Raw genomic sequence first — 16,177 nt, 5'->3', positions numbered from 1 at the left:
GTCCGAGGTCGCCGGTGTTCACAACCTCACAACTTCATACCGCTCATCCAGAGGGGCAGAGGGATACGGCCCGATGAAGCCCCGGCAACCCTCCAGCCGGTCTTGTCGCATGTTCATGTGGCGAGGCTGCCGGCTCGGGAAGGTGCCAAATCCGTCTCATGGCGAAATGCGTCGTGAGGAAGATGAGGAAGGGCCTCGCCTCCATGGCTGCGCAAACTCAAACTGTCGAGAGCACCGAGAGCACCACTGCCGGCTCCGGCACCCCTGTAGATCTCGGTCCCGCCACCGCACTCTCCTGCCGCGAATGCGGCCACCGCGTCCCCCTCGGTCCGGTGTTCGCCTGCGAGGAGTGTTTCGGCCCGCTGGAGATCGCCTACGACTTCGGCATCCATTCGGCGGCCGACACCGAGGAACTCCGCAAGCGCATCGAAGCGGGACCCGCGAACATCTGGCGCTATGCGCCCCTGCTGCCGGTCCCCGCGAACGTCGCCGAGAAGCCGAACATCAACCCCGGCTGGACCAAGCTCGTCCAGGCCGACAACCTCGCCCGTGAGCTGGGTGTCGACGCCGGCAAGCTCTTCGTCAAGGACGACTCCGGCAACCCGACCCACTCCTTCAAGGACCGGGTCGTCGCCCAGGCCATCGAGGCCGCCCGCGCCTTCAACTTCACCACCCTCTCCTGCTCCTCCACGGGCAACCTGGCCGGTGCCGTGGGCGCCGCCGCCGCCCGGGCCGGTTTCCGTTCCTGCGTGTTCATCCCGCACGACCTGGAGCAGGGCAAGGTCGTCATGGCCGCGGTGTACGGCGGCGAGCTCGTCGGCATCGAGGGCAACTACGACGACGTGAACCGCTTCTGCTCCGAGCTGATCGGCGACCCGGTCGGCGAGGGCTGGGGCTTCGTCAACGTCAACTTGCGCCCGTACTACGCGGAGGGCAGCAAGACCCTGGCGTACGAGATCTGCGAGCAGCTCGGCTGGCAGCTGCCGGACCAGCTCGTCGTGCCGATCGCCTCCGGGTCGCAGCTCACGAAGATCGACAAGGGTCTGCAGGAGCTGATCAAGCTCGGGCTGGTCGCCGACAAGCCGTACAAGATCTTCGGCGCCCAGGCGGAGGGCTGCTCGCCGGTGTCCGTGGCCTACAAGGCCGGGCACGACGTCGTACGGCCGCAGAAGCCCAACACCATCGCCAAGTCGCTGGCGATCGGCAACCCGGCGGACGGGCCGTACGTGCTGGATATCGCGCGGCGGACCGGCGGGGCGGTGGAGGACGTGAACGACGAGCAGATCGTCGACGCGATTCGGTTGCTCGCGCGTACGGAAGGGATCTTCGCGGAGACCGCCGGTGGGGTGACCGTGGGTGTGGCGAAGAAGCTGATCGAGAATGGTCTCCTCGACCCGACGCTCACGACTGTCGTGTTGAACACCGGGGACGGTCTCAAGACGTTGGACGCGGTGGCCGACGTCGGGCTGACTGCGACGATTCGGCCCAGCCTTGAGTCTTTCCGGGACGCCGGCCTCGTATAGCCGTTGTTGTCTGCGGGTCCGTGGGGGCTGGTCGCGCCCACGCGGCGGTAGCCGCACATCCAGCACAGCCCCGCGCCCCTTTGGGGCGCTCCACCTGACCGGAGGTCAATCGTGAGCGTTTCCGTCCGCATCCCCACCATCCTGCGTACCTACACCGGTGGACAGGCCGAGGTGGCCGCTGAGGGTGGGACCCTCGCTGAGGTCATCGCTGATCTGGAGAAGAACCACACGGGGATCGCCGCCCGCGTGCTCGACGATCAGGGCAAGCTGCGTCGCTTCGTCAACGTGTACGTCAACGACGACGACGTCCGGTTCGAGCAGGGGCTGGAGACGGCGACGCCGGACGGTGCCGGGGTGTCGATCATTCCGGCGGTCGCCGGAGGCTGATCCCGGGTTTGATACCCGCGAGTAGTAACCGTCGGTAACATTGATTACCGAGAGTTCATCGAATTGCCCCCTCCGTGAGAGAAGCGGAGGGGGCAATTCTGTATGGTTGAGCGCGGTACAGTTGGGGAAGCCGCACCACTTCGCTCGCCGCACGCGTATTAATTCCTGCCGCGCACCCAACGAGAAGTAGCCAAAGTGTGCAGGCCTTTTGCGTTTTTTGTTCTCTTTGTGGGGCCCGGCTTGCCCTGAATCCGCGTGAATTCTCCGCATATTTACTGACCTGGCGTGCCCGGATTTCTCGTCCGATTGACCTGTTGCAGAGGGCAGTTGGACAGATACATTCGGCCGCGGTCGACGCGTTCCGGCGCACACCTCCACCGGTTGGGGGGGTGAGGTCTGACCCGGATCCGCGAAGTGCGGATCCGTGCAAGGGCCAGTAATAGGGGAGTTAGGCATGGCTCAGGGCACCGTCAAGTGGTTCAACGCGGAGAAGGGGTACGGCTTCATCGCGGTCGACGGTGGTGCGGATGTTTTCGTCCACTACAGCGCGATTCAGATGGACGGCTACCGCACCCTCGAGGAAGGTCAGCGGGTCGATTTCGAGATCTCGCAGGGCCAGAAGGGGCCGCAGGCGGACATGGTCCGTCTGGCGACCAGCTGAAGCAACGCGCCGGCGCATCGCAAGCGACGTTCTTCTTCCTTCGTTGAAGGATTCGAAGGGCTCGTACCCCGTGGGACCTCACGGGGTACGAGCCCTTCGGCATGCCCGCGGCATGTCCGCCAACCTGTCGGCCAACCCGTCGGCATGCCTGCGGCGGTCCGTGGATGGCGTGGGCGACCCCCCTGTTCACCTGCGGATCTTCGAGAGCCGCTTGCACTCGGTAGGGGCGAGTGCTAATTATTGGCGTTAGCACTCTGAAGGTGAGAGTGATAACGAAGGACCGGGTGGGTGAGGTCCGCAGGCCAGGTGGTGCAAGGAATCACCGAGGCAGGCAGGCCGTCCGTCGCGGGCGCCAGCGCGGTCCGGAGCAATCCACCCCAGTCCGGGAGGACCACTTCACATGGCCAAGATCATCGCGTTCGACGAGGAGGCACGGCGCGGTCTCGAGCGCGGGATGAACCAGCTCGCCGACGCCGTCAAGGTCACCCTCGGCCCCAAGGGCCGAAACGTCGTCCTCGAGAAGAAGTGGGGCGCCCCCACGATCACCAACGATGGTGTTTCCATCGCCAAGGAGATCGAGCTCGAGGACCCGTACGAGAAGATCGGCGCCGAGCTGGTCAAGGAAGTCGCGAAGAAGACGGACGACGTAGCCGGCGACGGCACGACGACCGCGACTGTCCTGGCCCAGGCGCTGGTCCGCGAAGGACTGCGCAACGTGGCCGCGGGTGCGAACCCGATGGCCCTGAAGCGCGGCATCGAGAAGGCCGTCGAGGCCGTCTCCGGTGCGCTGCTCGACCAGGCGAAGGAGGTCGAGACCAAGGAGCAGATCGCTTCGACCGCCTCCATCTCCGCCGCCGACACGCAGATCGGCGAGCTCATCGCCGAGGCGATGGACAAGGTCGGCAAGGAAGGCGTCATCACCGTCGAGGAGTCCCAGACCTTCGGTCTGGAGCTGGAACTCACCGAGGGCATGCGCTTCGACAAGGGCTACATCTCGGCGTACTTCGCGACCGACATGGAGCGCATGGAGTCCTCGCTCGAGGACCCCTACATCCTCATCGCCAACTCCAAGATCTCCTCGGTCAAGGACCTGCTCCCGCTCCTGGAGAAGGTCATGCAGTCGGGCAAGCCGCTGCTGATCATCGCCGAGGACGTGGAGGGCGAGGCTCTCTCGACCCTGGTCGTCAACAAGATCCGCGGGACCTTCAAGTCCGTCGCGGTCAAGGCCCCGGGCTTCGGTGACCGCCGCAAGGCGATGCTGAACGACATCGCGATCCTCACGGGTGGCGAGGTCATCTCCGAGGAGGTCGGTCTCAAGCTCGAGAACACCTCCCTGGACCTCCTGGGCCGTGCGCGCAAGGTCGTCATCACCAAGGACGAGACCACGATCGTCGACGGCGGCGGCTCCGCCGACCAGGTCGCCGGCCGGGTCAGCCAGATCCGCGCCGAGATCGAGAACTCGGACAGCGACTACGACCGCGAGAAGCTGCAGGAGCGCCTGGCGAAGCTCGCCGGCGGTGTTGCGGTCATCAAGGCCGGTGCCGCCACCGAGGTCGAGCTCAAGGAGCGCAAGCACCGCATCGAGGACGCCGTTCGCAACGCGAAGGCGGCCGTCGAGGAGGGCATCGTCGCCGGTGGCGGCGTGGCCCTGCTCCAGGCCACCTCGGTCTTCGAGAAGCTCGAGCTGACGGGTGACGAGGCGACCGGCGCCAACATCGTGCGTCTCGCCCTGGAAGCCCCGCTCAAGCAGATCGCCGTCAACGGTGGTCTCGAGGGTGGCGTCATCGTCGAGAAGGTGCGCAACCTTCCCGTCGGCCACGGCCTCAACGCCGCGACCGGTGAGTACGTCGACATGATCGCCGAGGGCATCATCGACCCGGCGAAGGTGACGCGCTCCGCGCTGCAGAACGCCGCGTCGATCGCTGCGCTCTTCCTCACCACCGAGGCCGTCATCGCCGACAAGCCGGAGAAGGCCGGCGCCGGCGCCGGCGCCGGTGGCGGCATGCCGGGCGGTGACATGGACTTCTGATCGACCTCTGGTTGATCACCGTCCTTCGTACCGAGGGCGGCACCCTTCTCCTTACGAGGAGGGTGCCGCCCTCGGGCGTTTATCCCGTGTAGTGGCCGGGATCACAGCAGGCGTTCCCCGGCGGGCGGAATGGAGGGCCGGAGGGCCGTAGTTGATGCATATGCAAGCAACTGCGTCTGTACCTCCGTTCGTCTCCCGTCCCCTTCCGAGGAGCCCCCACGTGACAGCCCCCGCCCAGACCTCCCGCGCGGCCCAGGTCCTCGCCCGCCCTGTCACGCTGAACGGTCTGACCGTGCCGAACCGGATCGTGATGGCGCCGATGACGCGCAAGTTCTCGCCCGGTGGCGTCCCCGGGGAGAACGTGGCCTCGTACTACGCGCGCCGTGCGGGCGCGGGAGTCGGTCTGATCGTCACCGAGGGCACGTACGTCGGACACGAATCCGCCGGTGACAGTGACGGCGTCCCCCGGTTCCACGGCGAGGAGCAGCTCGCGGGTTGGGCGAAGGTCGCCGACGCCGTGCACGCGGCCGGCGGGAAGATCGTGCCGCAGCTGTGGCACATCGGCATGACGAGGGAGGCCGGGCAGCCCCCGTACGCCGACGCGCCGCCGGTCGGCCCGTCCGGTCTGCGGCTGGACGGCACCGCCGGCGGTGGCAAGGAGATGACGCAGGAGGACCTGGACGACGTCATCGACGCGTTCGTCGAGGCCGCGGTGGCCGCCGAGCGCATCGGCTTCGACGGAGTCGAACTGCACGGCGCCCACGGCTACCTGATCGACCAGTTCCTGTGGGCGGACACCAACCGTCGCACCGACGCGTACGGGGGCGACCTGGTCGCCCGTACGAAGTTCGCGACGGAGATCGTGGCCGCCGTACGCGAGGCCGTGTCCGCGTCCTTCCCGATCATCTTCCGGTACTCGCAGTGGAAGTCGGGCGCCTTCGACGCCCGCCTCGGCGAGACCCCCGCGGAGCTGGAGTCGATCCTCACCCCGCTCGCGGCGGCCGGCGTCGACGCCTTCCACGCCTCCACGCGCCGCTACTGGCTCCCGGAGTTCGACGGCTCGGACCTCAACCTGGCCGGCTGGACGAAGAAGCTCACCGGCAAGCCCACCATCACGGTCGGCTCGGTCGGCCTCGACGGCGACTTCATCCGGGGCTTCGCGGGCGAGGGCTCCCCGATCAAGAGCATCGACGACCTCCTGGACCGCCTGGAGAACGAGGAGTTCGACCTCGTGGCCGTGGGCCGCGCGCTGCTCCAGGACCCGGAGTGGGCGGCGAAGGTCCTGGAGGACAGGACGGGCGAGCTGAAGGCTTACGACGCGTCGGCGCTGGGGTCTTTGAGCTGAGCCGAGTCGGGCCACGGTTGTGTGGTTGATGGTGGGCGGCTCCTTCTCGGGGCCGCCCTCTGGATTTCGGGCCGTGGGGTGTCGGCCGAGGCTCAGTCGGCGTAGTCCTTGAGCTTCTCGGTGTTGAGGGTGACATTCACGGGTGCGGGGAGGTCGACCACGGCTCCGTACGGGTACGAAGGGTTCTGCTGGTAGGAGCCGTTCTTCGGCTCGCTGTACACGACCAGGGTGTGGTTGTCCCGGTCGATCAGCAGGTACACGGGGATGCCTGCCTCCGCGTAGCCGCGCGCCTTGTTGATGCGGTCTCGTCGGTCGGTGTCGCGGTCGTGGGAGGTGACTTCGACGACCATGAGGACACCGTCCGGCGAGGCCCAGTTCTTGTCCTCGGCGATGAAGTGATCCAACGGCGCCAATGCGGCATCCGCGGTGGCGTTCCCTTTGCGGTAGGCGCCGATCTTGAGATCCTGTTCGTGGTACATGGCCAGTTCGGGACGCAGTTGCATGAACAGCCGAATGAGCCACACCACGATGGCCCTGTGGCGATTGTCCGGCAACGGCTTGACCTCTAGCTTTCCGTCGATGAGTTCGAGCTTGACGCCCTCCGGGGCCCTGCGGGCGAGCTCTTCGAAGTCCTCGACCTCGATGTGATCGCCCTTGACGTACAGCCGTCCATCGAGGAATTCGAGCTGCACGTTCTCGGGGGCCTTACCGGCCAGCTCTTCGAAGTCCTCGCGGGACATCTGCGGGCGCCTGGTGCCAAAGGTCATGGTGGGCTCGCCTCCTTCCCACCATGGTGCCTCGGCTGTGTGCCTCCGGACCGTTGGAGCGGTCATACGTGTTGCCTTTCGCGTCGGTCGGGAATCCCGGTCATGGCTCGGTGTTCCGCGCCATGTAGTTCTTGAGCCTCTCGGTGTTCAGCGCGACGTCCACCGGAGCGGGGAGTTGGACGGTCGTTCCCCAGGGGTACGAGGCGACCAGCTGGTAGTGACCGTCCTTGGGCTCGCTGAAGACGGTGATGGTGTTGTCGTCGCGGTCGATGAGGATGTGGACGGGGATGGCGGCGGACGCGTAGCCGGTGCGCTTTGCGTCGTGGTCGCGATGGTCTTTGCCCGAGGCGCGGTGGACGATTTCCACGACCGCCGAGACATCGTCCGGACTTGCCCAGTGGCTGAGGCCCGGACGGTGGTCCCTCGGCAAGAACAGGGCGTCGGGCAGATAGCGGCCTGCCAGCGAGGCTTCTGTGCACAGCCCGGTGTACGGATACGCATCCCAGAGCCTGTCCTCCAACGTGAACTGACTCAGCAGGGACATCAGGATCGCGCCGTCCATACCGACCGGGCGCGGTTTCACCTCCACCCTGCCCCGGACGAACTCCAGCCAGACGGTCTCGGGTGCCCCACGGGCCAGGTCCTCGAAGTCGTCGAGCGGCATCTGCGGAACGTGCGGGTGCGTTCTGGTCATGTACGGCTCTCTTCGCGGCGTCGGGACATCTCGGCGCGGATACCGGCTGCGCGGGAGTGGATCGCGGAGGCGGGCAGGGGCGAGGCCGGACGGTGCGGGGTCTCGCCCCGGCAGGTGCCGCAGATGCCGCCAGGCAGGGCCTCCGGGCGGCCCGGCACACCGCACTTCGCGCACTCCAACACGCGCAGAGACGGCCGTACGGCAGCGGGCTCCGGCGGGATTTTGCTGGTCAGGCGGCGACGGATCAGGCCGGCCGGGTGGTGGACCGGCGTCGGCAGCCCGTTGGTGAGGGCGTGCAGTACGGCCTCGTCGCTGGCTCCCCGCGCGAACCACTCCCCGACCAGCGGAGCCAGCGCCGCACAGTCCGCCTCGGACAGGGAAAGGGCGGGGGCGGTACGGCCGAGGGCGACGAGCAGGATGAACGCGCGGGAACGGGTCGGACGCCGGTGCGGTTCCTCTGCCTGCTCCTGCGGTACGTCGCCCCGGGTGAACGCCGCCCACCAGTCGTCGCCGCGTGCCGTGCGGGTGAACCACGTTCGGGTGATCCAGAGTTGGCTGCCGGTGCCGGTCAGGTGTTCGCGGCCCCGGCGCAGGTGGCCCGCCTGCCGGAGGTTGTTGAGGGTCGTACGGAGGGCGCACTGTCCGTACGGGAGGTGCTTGGCCAGCGTCTTTACGGAGATGTCGGCGCCGCCGGGCAACCGGTCGATGTACGCGGCGACTGCTGCCTCGCGGGCCGGGAGATGCGCGAAGTCGTGGTTCGTGCGGGGGCGTTGGTCCGGGGCGTCGCGTTTGCCGTAACCCGGATTGGCCATCGGGTGGGGCGGAGGCGCGTGCGCGGGCAGGACGGCAGCACTAAACTTGGCTTCAGCCACGGGATTTCCTTTAAGCGGTGTGATCTCGACGGTCAGACCCCTGTCAGGTGTTAGCCGCATCTGACTGGGGTCGTTTTGTTTGCTGTCTCGGAACGCTAACCCGTCGTGACTCTGCGTGGCAAGCCGAACGCGTCAAGTCAACACGCGGGGTGGGAGGGCGGGTTGAGGCCCGCCTCCCATTCCTAAAAAAGAGGGCTCGGGGCTGGCCGCTTGAGCTTCGGAGCGGGTGGCGGGGCCAACAGCCCTACTGCTGCTTGAGGTCGGCGACGAACGCCGTCCACGCCTCCGCCCGGAACGCGAGCTTCGGGCCCAGGGGGTTCTTGGAGTCACGGACGGGGACGAGGGCAGGGTGGCCGTCGGAGACTTCCAGGCAGTTGCCGCCGTCGCCGCCGCTGTACGTCGACTTGCGCCAGCGGGCGATCTCCAGGCAGTTACCGCCCTCGCCGCCGCTGTACGTCGACTTGTGCCAGGTGGCCGTATTCAGGGCGTGCTCAAGAGTGCTCTTCTCCATGTTCGTAATCCTGCGCCACCGACTCGATGAGGGCCAGCGAATCCTGAGGCGAAAGTGCCGCCGCCTGGAGGAGGTTGAACGTGAGGGTGTGGCGGGCGACCGTAGCCGGGTCGTCCAGCAGCTTCCCCATGTTCGGGCCCTCGACGAAGGAGAGCGGCGGTGCGTCGTCGAACTCCATGAGCTTCAGAGAGCCGGTCATCGAGGCGTGAGCCCCGGCGCCGAACGGCAGCACCTGCACGATGATCCGATGCTGCCGGATCAGTGCCGCGACGTGCCGCAATGCTTCTGCCATCACCGCTGCGCCGCCGACCATCCTCCGGAGCACCGCCTCGTCCAGAACCGACCACAACAACGGGGATGTTGGGTTGTCGAGGAGGCGCGCGCGGTCGAGGCGGCTGGCTACGTCTTCGTCGATCTCGGCGTCTGAAGCCGTTGGCTTATAGGCACGGAACACCGCCGCCGCGTACGCCTTTGTCTGGAGCAACCCGGGAATGAGGAGGTGGGAGTGTTCCCTGATGGCCGTAGCCATCTCCTCGGCCTCGGCCGCTTCCGTGAAGTGGTCGGGGTACTTCGACTTGGCGAGGGCGGCGCAGTTGCGCTCGAAGAAGTCCTTGGTGCCCAGGATCTGGTCTATCTGCACGGCGAGATCGTGCATCATCCGCCTTGTCCCGGACTCCAGTTGGCCGATGAACGAACCGCTGACGAATAGCGGTCGGCCCAGTTCGTCCTGGCTCAGGCCCGCCGCCTCGCGGGCGTGGCGCAACTCGGCGCCCAGGAAGGCCCGGGGTGAGGAGGACGGGTCGAGGTCCTTCGGTGCTGCCATCGCAACTCCCTGTCGCACACATGGCGTTGTTGGGTTGTCCCCTCTGGCCAGGTTAGACACCTATTCGCCACGCTGTGTGGAGAACATCAACACTCAGAGTGGAGAGGGACAGGCGCGATGGAGCTGCTGTCGAACGGGCGGGTACAGCCGACCGAGGAAATCGTGGCGCGGTTGCGGGCGGCGCTGAAAGAGGTCGGCGTGGCGCTGCCGTCGCTGGGCGTCGACCCCGTGAGCGGGGCGAGCGGCGAGCCCTTCGCGCTGGTGGTCCTCGGGCGCTGCAACGTCCGTACGGCGACGCGGCTGGTCGCCGTACTGGAGGGCGTGGCCGTGGGCGGCGACGAGGGTGCGTGAGGTGGCGTACGCCCTCGATGTGCGCGACGGGCGGATCGGGGAGGTCATGGGGCGCGAGGGCGGGTACGTGCAGCTGCGGCCCGTGGGCGGCGGGTGCGAGTGGGACTGCCCGCCGGAGGCGTTGGGCGAGGCGGCGCCGGGGGATGTGCTGCGGGCGCGGGTGCGGCGGGTCAACCGGGAGGGGCGGCTGCCTTGAGGCGAGCGGGTGATCCGGCCCGGGCGAGGCCGGGCCGGATCAGGTGAGCTGAGGTCAGGTCAGGTCAGGTCAGCAGAGGCGGCCGGTGTAGAACGCGCCGTCGATCTTGCTGCTGCTGCCGAGCCAGGTGTCGCCGGGGGCCACGCACTTCTCGTAGTTCGGGCCCCACACCTCGACCTCGATGATGATGCGTGAGCCGTCGCTCGTGCAGTGGTTGTAGTACGCGTCGCTGCCCGTCTCGTAGAACCCGCAGGGGTTCGCGGCGGCGGTGGCCGCGGGTGTGGCGACCGCGAGCACCAGGGCGCTGGTCAGGGGGGCGACGACGGCGAGGGTGGTGGACAGGAAGCGGCGGACGTTCAAGGAGGGTCTCCTGGCAAAAAGGAATGATGCGGACACCGGCAGCATTAACGATCACCGGCCGCTGATCTGCCCCTTTGCCCCGGACGAGGGACGTGGTTCACCCGGTCGTGTGGATCAAGGTTTGCGGTATCAGGGGGAGTGCCAGAGCACCTTGCCTGCGGGGGGCTGCTTCTCGATGTCCTTCATCGGCTCACCCGGTAGCGCAGGTGCAGTACCCGGTCGCCCTGGATCACCGTGTGCGGGTCCTCCAGCAGGTACTGCGATTCCGTCGATCCGAAGTACCGCTTCCCCGAGCCGAACACGACGGGTACGACGTCCATCGCCACCTCGTCCACCAGGCCCAGCGCGAACGCCTGACCGCCGACCTCGCCCGCCGCCACGGCGACGATGCGTTCCCCGGCGAGCTCCCTGGCCTTCGCGATCGCCTGCGTGACGTCGTCGACGAAGTAGTAGGACGCCTCGGGATGCCATCCGTCGGGCCTGGGCCGGTGCGAGACGACGACCACGTGTTCGCCGGCCGGCGGTGACCCTTCCCAGCCGTTGGTGATGTCGAACAGGTGCCGTCCGACCACGATCACCCCGATGCTCGCCCACATCGGCCTGACGTACTCGGCGGACGCTTTGGAGATCTCGAAGCCCGCGCCCTCCTTGCCGAGCTGGGTGTCGCCGTTGAAGTACCAGTCGAACAGGGGGCCGACCTGGTCGTCCGCGTCGGCGATGAAACCGTCCACAGAAACGACGTTGTGCATGACCACGGTGCTCATCACAGCTCCTATGGGTGTCCGAGGGCTCGCGTACTCCTCGTATCCATAGACCGGACGCGGCCCCGAAACTCATCGCTGTACGACGCTGCTCCCGGGCAACCGGTATCGGTAGACGAACGTCGGGAAGCCCTCGCCCGTCTCCTGCGCCCAGGCCTGTACGACCGGCTCCCCGTGCTCCGCTCGGGCATCGGCAAACGCGGTCACGCAGCGGGCGTGGACGTCGGTCCGGTCGGTGCGGCGGGTGAGGGCGAGGAGGGAGCCCAGCGTGGCGACCGCCTCGGCGGGGCGGTCGGCCGACAGGTGGGCCCGCGCCGCCGCGTCGAGCGTGATGGCCAGGCCGGACCGGGTCGCAGCGAGCGCGGATGCCTGCCGGTCGGCTTCGGCGGCGTCGCCTTCCCGCACGTCCTGCAGGACCGACTCCGCCTCCTCGTAGCAGGTGACGGCCGCCGGGTGAGCGCCGCTGCGGCGCAGGGCGCGGCCCAGGATCTGCAGACGACGGCCTGTGAGGACGTGGTAGGTCTGCCAGTCGGACTCGGCCAGCCGCCGGGTGAGGGCCACCGCTTCGCGGGCGGCGGTGACCGCGCCGTCGGCGTCGCCGTCGTCCGACCGGCGCAGGCTCAAGTTGGCCAGGACGCGGGCGAGTTGCGGCTCGTAGGCGTCGGGGTCGCGGTCCGCGGCCTGCCGGTAGGCGGTCGCACTGCGCTCCGTCACCTGTACGGCGGAGCGGTGGTCTTCCGACGCCCGGTGGCAGTCGGCCAGCCGTTCCAGGTGTTCGGCGAGGTGGGGGCCGTAGAACTCCGGATTCTCGGCGGTGAGAGAGGAGCACAGGTCCACCAGCTCCTGGAGGATGCCCAACTCCTCGACGTGTTCCTCCAGTTCGCCGAGCAGGTCCGCCAGACAGTTGAGCGTCACCGTCAGCCACTGCTCCCCGGCCGCCCTGTCCCGGTCGGCCAGGGCGCGGGCCTCGGCGACGGCCTCGCCTGCGGTTGTGCGCGCTGTGGGCAGATCGCCGGCGGCCTGGTGGCAGCGGGCCAGGTCAACGAGGAGCCGCACGCGCAGCGGGCGCACACTGTCGGGCAAGGCCCACATGAGGGCGCCGCCGGTTGCCTCACGTGCCTCCCGGCCGACGGTCAGGGCGTCCTCGTACCGGCCCAAGTGCCGTAGCCCGGAGGTGAGTTCGCTCAGGACGCGGGCCCGCACCAGCAGTACGGGTCCCAGCTTCCGCAGCGGCATGGCCCGCAGCGCTACGGTGCACTCCTCGTAGACCGCCACGGACTCCTCCGTACGTCCGAGGGTGCCCAGCACCAGCGCGTACGTGCGCAGCGCACCGGACAGGTGGGCCGGTGCCCGCTCCCGGCGGGCGGGCATGAGCGCGCGGTACGCCGTCACGCAGTCCCCGGTCGAAGCCAGCGCCTCGTCGAGCCGGCCCACGTCGAATTGCGCCTGCGCCCGAAGGTGCAGCACGGAGGCCTGCTGGGCCGGCGACCAGCGTGCGCCCGGTACGGCCCGCGCGGCCTCCAGCGCGGTGAGCGCCTCTTCGTAGCGGCCGACGAGGAGAAGCGCGGTGGCGTGCTGGGTCAGGGAGCGGGCAAGAAGGCCGCGGTGCCGTGGACGGGGGTCCTCCGTCTCGACCAGCGCCCGGTACACGGCGACGGCCTCCTCGGCCCAGGCGAGTCGCAGCGTGGGCGGCGACGGCCGCAGCAGCACCCAACCGGGGGCGAGGCAGCGCATCAGCGCGGCGCCGAGCAGCGGCCCGCCCAGCCGGGGAGTCAGCCGGGCCGCGGCCCGTGGCAAGGGCAGTAGCGTGCGCACCAGTCCCATAGGGCCCCCTCCTGGTCGTCAACGAGAGGACGAAGAAGCGCCCGCGACGGTTGCGGTTCGGAAGGGCGGATCGCGAGCGGCAGTGGTTCAGACACCTCTTTCAGGGAAATCCGTGCATACTGAGGAGAGGAGATCGTGTGTCTGGAGGAAGCTATGTCGCGTACCATGATCGACCTCGACGATGCACTCATTGCTGAGGCTGCGGAAATACTGGGCACTACGACCAAACGAGCCACGGTAAACGGTGCCCTGGCGGAGTTCGTGGCGGCGGCGAAGCGGCAGCGGTTCATGGACATGCTGGAAGACGGGGTCTTCAGCGATCTCGGCGATCCGGAAGTGATGGCGAAAGCGTGGCGGTAGAGCGGTATCTCGTCGACAAGAGTGCGTGGGCGCGTACCGGAAATCCGTCGGTCAGGGCTGTGTTGATGCCGCTCGTGCAGCGAGGGCTCCTGGCGACGTGCGCTGTGGTCGACCTTGAGATCCTGTTCAGTGCCCGTAACGGGGAAGAGCATGCGGCGGGACGGTCGGTCCGCAAGGGTTTCGAGTGGCTGCCTCTCACCGATGAGATCGGCGTTCGGGCTATCGAGGTCCAGGGGCTTCTGGCGGAGAAGGGTATGCACCGCGAGGCGTCCATCCCGGATCTGCTGATCGCTGCCACGGCTGAGCGGCACGGGGTGACGGTGCTTCACTATGACGGCGACTTCGAGCACATCGCCGAGATCACCGGGCAGCCCGTCGAGTGGGTCGTGGAGCGTGGGTCCGTGCCGTAGCCAGGGCTCCTCTGGCCCGTGAGGCTTCCGGGGAGAGCTACAGGTTCCCCATCGGCTCGATGTCCACCTTCACCGGTGTGCCCCAGATTCGCAGGACCTCGTAGTCGGTGAACTCGTGGACCAGGCGGTAGGCGATTCCGGGGCGGGGGGCGCGGCGCTCGGCGGAGAGGTAGCGCTCGGCCTCGATGCGGTCGCGGCGTGGGGTGCCGCAGAGCTGCCAGACCTGGCCGGTCCAGACCTCGGGGAGCCAGCGCTGCTGGGGCTGGGGGCGGTCGGCGCGGACGCCGTAGCGGGACATCGTGCGCTCGGGGGGCGCCGTGTCCGGGTCGGTGGGGCGGGCCTGCGGGTAGGTGCCGTTCTGCTGGGAGCGGCGGGCGCTGCGGCGGCGCGTCTCGCAGAGGAGGCAGAGGTCATTGGCGCTCTCGTCGACCGGGCCGTTCGGGTGCTCGGCGCAGCGGGTCGTGGGCGCCGAGCCGGTCACCGTGTCGTCCAGGATCGCCAGGGCCCGTTTCAGGTCGGCCTTGATCTCGTGCAGTTTCGTGTCGCCGGTGTCGCCGGAGAGCGCGTCCCCGTGCTCGCCGAGGACGCGCAGGGCTCGCCCGAGGGCGGTCAGCTGGGCGTGGTTCACGGTGGTCGTCCCTTCGGCGTGCTGCGGGTGCGCTGAGCGCTCAGCGGTCTCCACCGTCGCACACGCCACTGACAACGCGAGCGCGAGTACGGGTATGCCTGTGCCTGGGCACAGGCACAGCCCTATGCCTCGAACTCCGTCAGGTCGATCGCGTGCACGATCAGCTGGTGGCCGTACACAGGGTGGGTCGTCTGGCGTTCCTCTGTCAGGCCCAGCTTGCGGATGATGTTCTCGGAGGCGTCGTCGCCCCCTCTGCTGATGCTGATCACGCGGTCGAGGCCACGGTCCTGGAGGGCGAACTCCAAGGTGGCGTGGGCGGCCTCGGAGGCGTATCCCTGGCCCCAGAACTGTGAGCCGAGCAGCCAGCTGATCGCCACCTCGTGCGCCAGCTCCGGCAGGAACCCGGGCACGGACAGGCCGACCGCGCCGATCAGTTCACCCGAGGCGAGCAGCTCGACGGCGAAGAGGCCGAAACCCTCCTCGTCCCACTCCTCCTCCCACCGCTCGATGGCCTCCGCCGTGTACTCCAGGTCACGCACCGAGCCGTCGTCGATCCAGCGCATGACCTGGGAGTCCGCGTGGATCTCCGACAGGGGCACGAGGTCGTCGTCGGTCCAGCGGCGGAGCAGGAGTCGGGGGGTGTGGATCTCGGTCATGGCGCCCATCCTGCCCGACGGCCGAACGCGCGCATGCATCAGTGGCCTCTCAGGCCCGTCAATGAAGGGCCGCTGCCAGCGCCGCGCGCAGGTGGCCTTCGTTCTCCGCGAGGAGACGGGCTGCCGTCGGGCCGTCGACCGAGCCGAGGACGACCAGGATCGCGTTCTTCGTCTCGCCGTCCGTCGCCGCGAGCGCCGCCTCGATCTCCTCGTCGTCCGCACCGGTCGCCAGGGCGACGATCCGGCGGGAACGGGCCCGGAGTTTCTCGTTCGACGCCCTTACGTCGACCATCAGGTTCCCGTACGTCTTGCCGAGGCGGATCATCGTGATCGTCGACAGCATGTTGAGGACCAGCTTCTGGGCCGTGCCCGCCTTGAGCCGCGTCGAGCCGGTCAGCAGCTCGGGGCCGACGACGATCTCGATGCCGTGATCGGCGGCCGCCGCGAGCGCGCTGTGCGCGTTGCAGGACAGGCCGATCGTCAACGCGCCCAGCGCGCGGGCGTGTTCGACGGCGCCGACCGCGTACGGCGTACGGCCGGACGCCGAGACGCCGACCACCGTGTCCAGGGCGGTGACACCGAGCGCGTCGAGGTCACCGGCGGCCAGCTCCTTGGAGTCCTCGGCGCCCTCGACCGAGGTGACCATGGCCTCGGGGCCGCCCGCGATCACGCCCATGACCTGCGCGGGGTCCGTGTTGAAGGTGGGCGGACACTCGGACGCGTCCAGCACACCCAGCCGGCCCGGCGTACCCGCGCCCGCGTAGACCAGCCGGCCCCCGCGTGCCATCCGGGCCGCCAGGGCGTCGATCGCGGCGGCGATCTCCGGGAGCCGGTCGGCGACGGCGGCCGGGACGGTCGTGTCCTCGGCGTTCATCAGCCTGGCGATGTCGAGGGTGGGAAGCTGGTCGATCTCGGCCAGTTCCGGGCGGAACGCCTCGGTCGTCAGCGTCTCCAACTCCTCCTTCAGAGCGCGGTAGTTGGAGGAGGCGTCAGCGGTTGAGGTCATGGCGTGCGGCTCT

General features: G+C 68.4%; 20 protein-coding genes and 1 riboswitch. Of the genes, 9 read left to right on the top strand and 11 right to left on the bottom strand.

What is annotated here, in order from left to right; genetic code table 11:
* The first annotated feature begins 40 nt into the window (after positions 1–40).
* Positions 41–189: riboswitch (SAM riboswitch) on the top strand.
* 14 nt (positions 190–203) lie between these two features.
* The 5 genes from thrC (at position 204) to OG734_RS21085 (ending at position 5,945) form a co-directional block, all read left to right on the top strand.
* Positions 204–1,523: a threonine synthase gene (gene thrC / locus OG734_RS21105; RefSeq protein WP_330289086.1), complete on the top strand. Its 1,320-nt coding sequence runs from the start codon at positions 204–206 to the stop codon at positions 1,521–1,523.
* Positions 1,524–1,634: 111 nt separating this feature from the next.
* Entirely contained in the window at positions 1,635–1,910 is a 276-nt protein-coding gene (locus tag OG734_RS21100; protein WP_053746535.1) for a MoaD/ThiS family protein, read from the top strand.
* Between the two features lie 454 nt (positions 1,911–2,364).
* Positions 2,365–2,571: a cold-shock protein gene (locus OG734_RS21095; protein ID WP_019057200.1), complete on the top strand. Its 207-nt coding sequence runs from the start codon at positions 2,365–2,367 to the stop codon at positions 2,569–2,571.
* Between the two features lie 400 nt (positions 2,572–2,971).
* Positions 2,972–4,600 (top strand): chaperonin GroEL, encoded by a 1,629-nt coding sequence (groL, locus tag OG734_RS21090; protein WP_330289085.1) that lies wholly within the window; start codon positions 2,972–2,974, stop codon positions 4,598–4,600.
* Positions 4,601–4,820: 220 nt separating this feature from the next.
* Positions 4,821–5,945 carry an NADH:flavin oxidoreductase gene (locus OG734_RS21085; protein ID WP_330289084.1) on the top strand — a complete coding sequence of 375 codons (1,125 nt, stop codon included), beginning with the start codon at positions 4,821–4,823 and terminating at the stop codon, positions 5,943–5,945.
* Between the two features lie 92 nt (positions 5,946–6,037).
* Here OG734_RS21085 and OG734_RS21080 read toward each other — a convergent pair whose 3' ends face one another.
* From OG734_RS21080 to OG734_RS21060, 5 genes are all read right to left on the bottom strand, one after another.
* Positions 6,038–6,712: a Uma2 family endonuclease gene (locus OG734_RS21080; RefSeq protein ID WP_330289083.1), complete on the bottom strand. Its 675-nt coding sequence runs from the start codon at positions 6,710–6,712 to the stop codon at positions 6,038–6,040.
* Between the two features lie 100 nt (positions 6,713–6,812).
* Complete coding sequence (locus OG734_RS21075) at positions 6,813–7,406, bottom strand: Uma2 family endonuclease (RefSeq protein ID WP_330289082.1); 594 nt, start codon at positions 7,404–7,406, stop codon at positions 6,813–6,815.
* Positions 7,403–8,218, bottom strand: coding sequence for a hypothetical protein (locus OG734_RS21070; protein WP_330293733.1), 816 nt, complete (start codon positions 8,216–8,218; stop codon positions 7,403–7,405). The genes OG734_RS21075 and OG734_RS21070 overlap by 4 nt, the downstream gene beginning before the upstream one ends.
* 304 nt (positions 8,219–8,522) lie before the next feature.
* Entirely contained in the window at positions 8,523–8,789 is a 267-nt protein-coding gene (locus OG734_RS21065) for a DUF397 domain-containing protein (RefSeq protein WP_330289081.1), read from the bottom strand.
* A complete protein-coding gene (locus OG734_RS21060; protein WP_330289080.1) occupies positions 8,770–9,612 on the bottom strand; it encodes a helix-turn-helix domain-containing protein in 843 nt (280 codons plus the stop codon). The genes OG734_RS21065 and OG734_RS21060 overlap by 20 nt, the downstream gene beginning before the upstream one ends.
* A 117-nt stretch (positions 9,613–9,729) precedes the next feature.
* On the opposite strand from OG734_RS21060, the gene OG734_RS21055 reads away from it, so the two are divergent.
* On the top strand, positions 9,730–9,963 hold the full coding sequence (locus OG734_RS21055) for a hypothetical protein (protein WP_330289079.1): 234 nt from the start codon (positions 9,730–9,732) through the stop codon (positions 9,961–9,963).
* Position 9,964: 1 nt separating this feature from the next.
* Positions 9,965–10,159, top strand: coding sequence for a hypothetical protein (locus OG734_RS21050; RefSeq protein WP_330294042.1), 195 nt, complete (start codon positions 9,965–9,967; stop codon positions 10,157–10,159).
* Between the two features lie 69 nt (positions 10,160–10,228).
* Here the strand turns inward: OG734_RS21050 and OG734_RS21045 are convergent, their stop codons facing one another.
* From OG734_RS21045 to OG734_RS21035, 3 genes are all read right to left on the bottom strand, one after another.
* Entirely contained in the window at positions 10,229–10,519 is a 291-nt protein-coding gene (locus OG734_RS21045) for a DUF6355 family natural product biosynthesis protein (protein WP_330289078.1), read from the bottom strand.
* A gap of 182 nt (positions 10,520–10,701) precedes the next feature.
* The gene (locus OG734_RS21040; RefSeq protein WP_330289077.1) at positions 10,702–11,283 is read right to left on the bottom strand and encodes a dihydrofolate reductase family protein; all 582 of its coding nucleotides are present in this window, start codon (positions 11,281–11,283) and stop codon (positions 10,702–10,704) included.
* 69 nt (positions 11,284–11,352) lie between these two features.
* Positions 11,353–13,104, bottom strand: a complete 1,752-nt coding sequence (locus OG734_RS21035; protein WP_330289076.1) for a hypothetical protein — start codon at positions 13,102–13,104, stop codon at positions 11,353–11,355.
* Positions 13,105–13,269: 165 nt separating this feature from the next.
* Between OG734_RS21035 and OG734_RS21030 the strand changes: the two genes are divergently transcribed.
* Both OG734_RS21030 and OG734_RS21025 read left to right on the top strand, forming a co-directional pair.
* Positions 13,270–13,464: a type II toxin-antitoxin system VapB family antitoxin gene (locus tag OG734_RS21030; RefSeq protein WP_330289075.1), complete on the top strand. Its 195-nt coding sequence runs from the start codon at positions 13,270–13,272 to the stop codon at positions 13,462–13,464.
* Positions 13,455–13,874 carry a PIN domain nuclease gene (locus OG734_RS21025; RefSeq protein WP_330289074.1) on the top strand — a complete coding sequence of 140 codons (420 nt, stop codon included), beginning with the start codon at positions 13,455–13,457 and terminating at the stop codon, positions 13,872–13,874. The genes OG734_RS21030 and OG734_RS21025 overlap by 10 nt, the downstream gene beginning before the upstream one ends.
* Before the next feature lie 37 nt (positions 13,875–13,911).
* Here the strand turns inward: OG734_RS21025 and OG734_RS21020 are convergent, their stop codons facing one another.
* The 3 genes from OG734_RS21020 to murQ form a co-directional block, all read right to left on the bottom strand.
* Complete coding sequence (locus OG734_RS21020) at positions 13,912–14,502, bottom strand: hypothetical protein (RefSeq protein ID WP_330289073.1); 591 nt, start codon at positions 14,500–14,502, stop codon at positions 13,912–13,914.
* A 122-nt stretch (positions 14,503–14,624) separates the two neighbouring features.
* Positions 14,625–15,158: a GNAT family N-acetyltransferase gene (locus OG734_RS21015; RefSeq protein WP_330289072.1), complete on the bottom strand. Its 534-nt coding sequence runs from the start codon at positions 15,156–15,158 to the stop codon at positions 14,625–14,627.
* A 58-nt stretch (positions 15,159–15,216) separates the two neighbouring features.
* Positions 15,217–16,164, bottom strand: a complete 948-nt coding sequence (murQ, locus tag OG734_RS21010; RefSeq protein ID WP_330289071.1) for an N-acetylmuramic acid 6-phosphate etherase — start codon at positions 16,162–16,164, stop codon at positions 15,217–15,219.
* Between the last annotated feature and the right edge of the window lie 13 nt (positions 16,165–16,177).

Source organism: Streptomyces sp. NBC_00576, assembly GCF_036345175.1.
In the GTDB taxonomy this organism is placed as follows: Bacteria; Actinomycetota; Actinomycetes; order Streptomycetales; family Streptomycetaceae; genus Streptomyces.
This window is presented reverse-complemented; position numbering and strand designations above follow the sequence as displayed.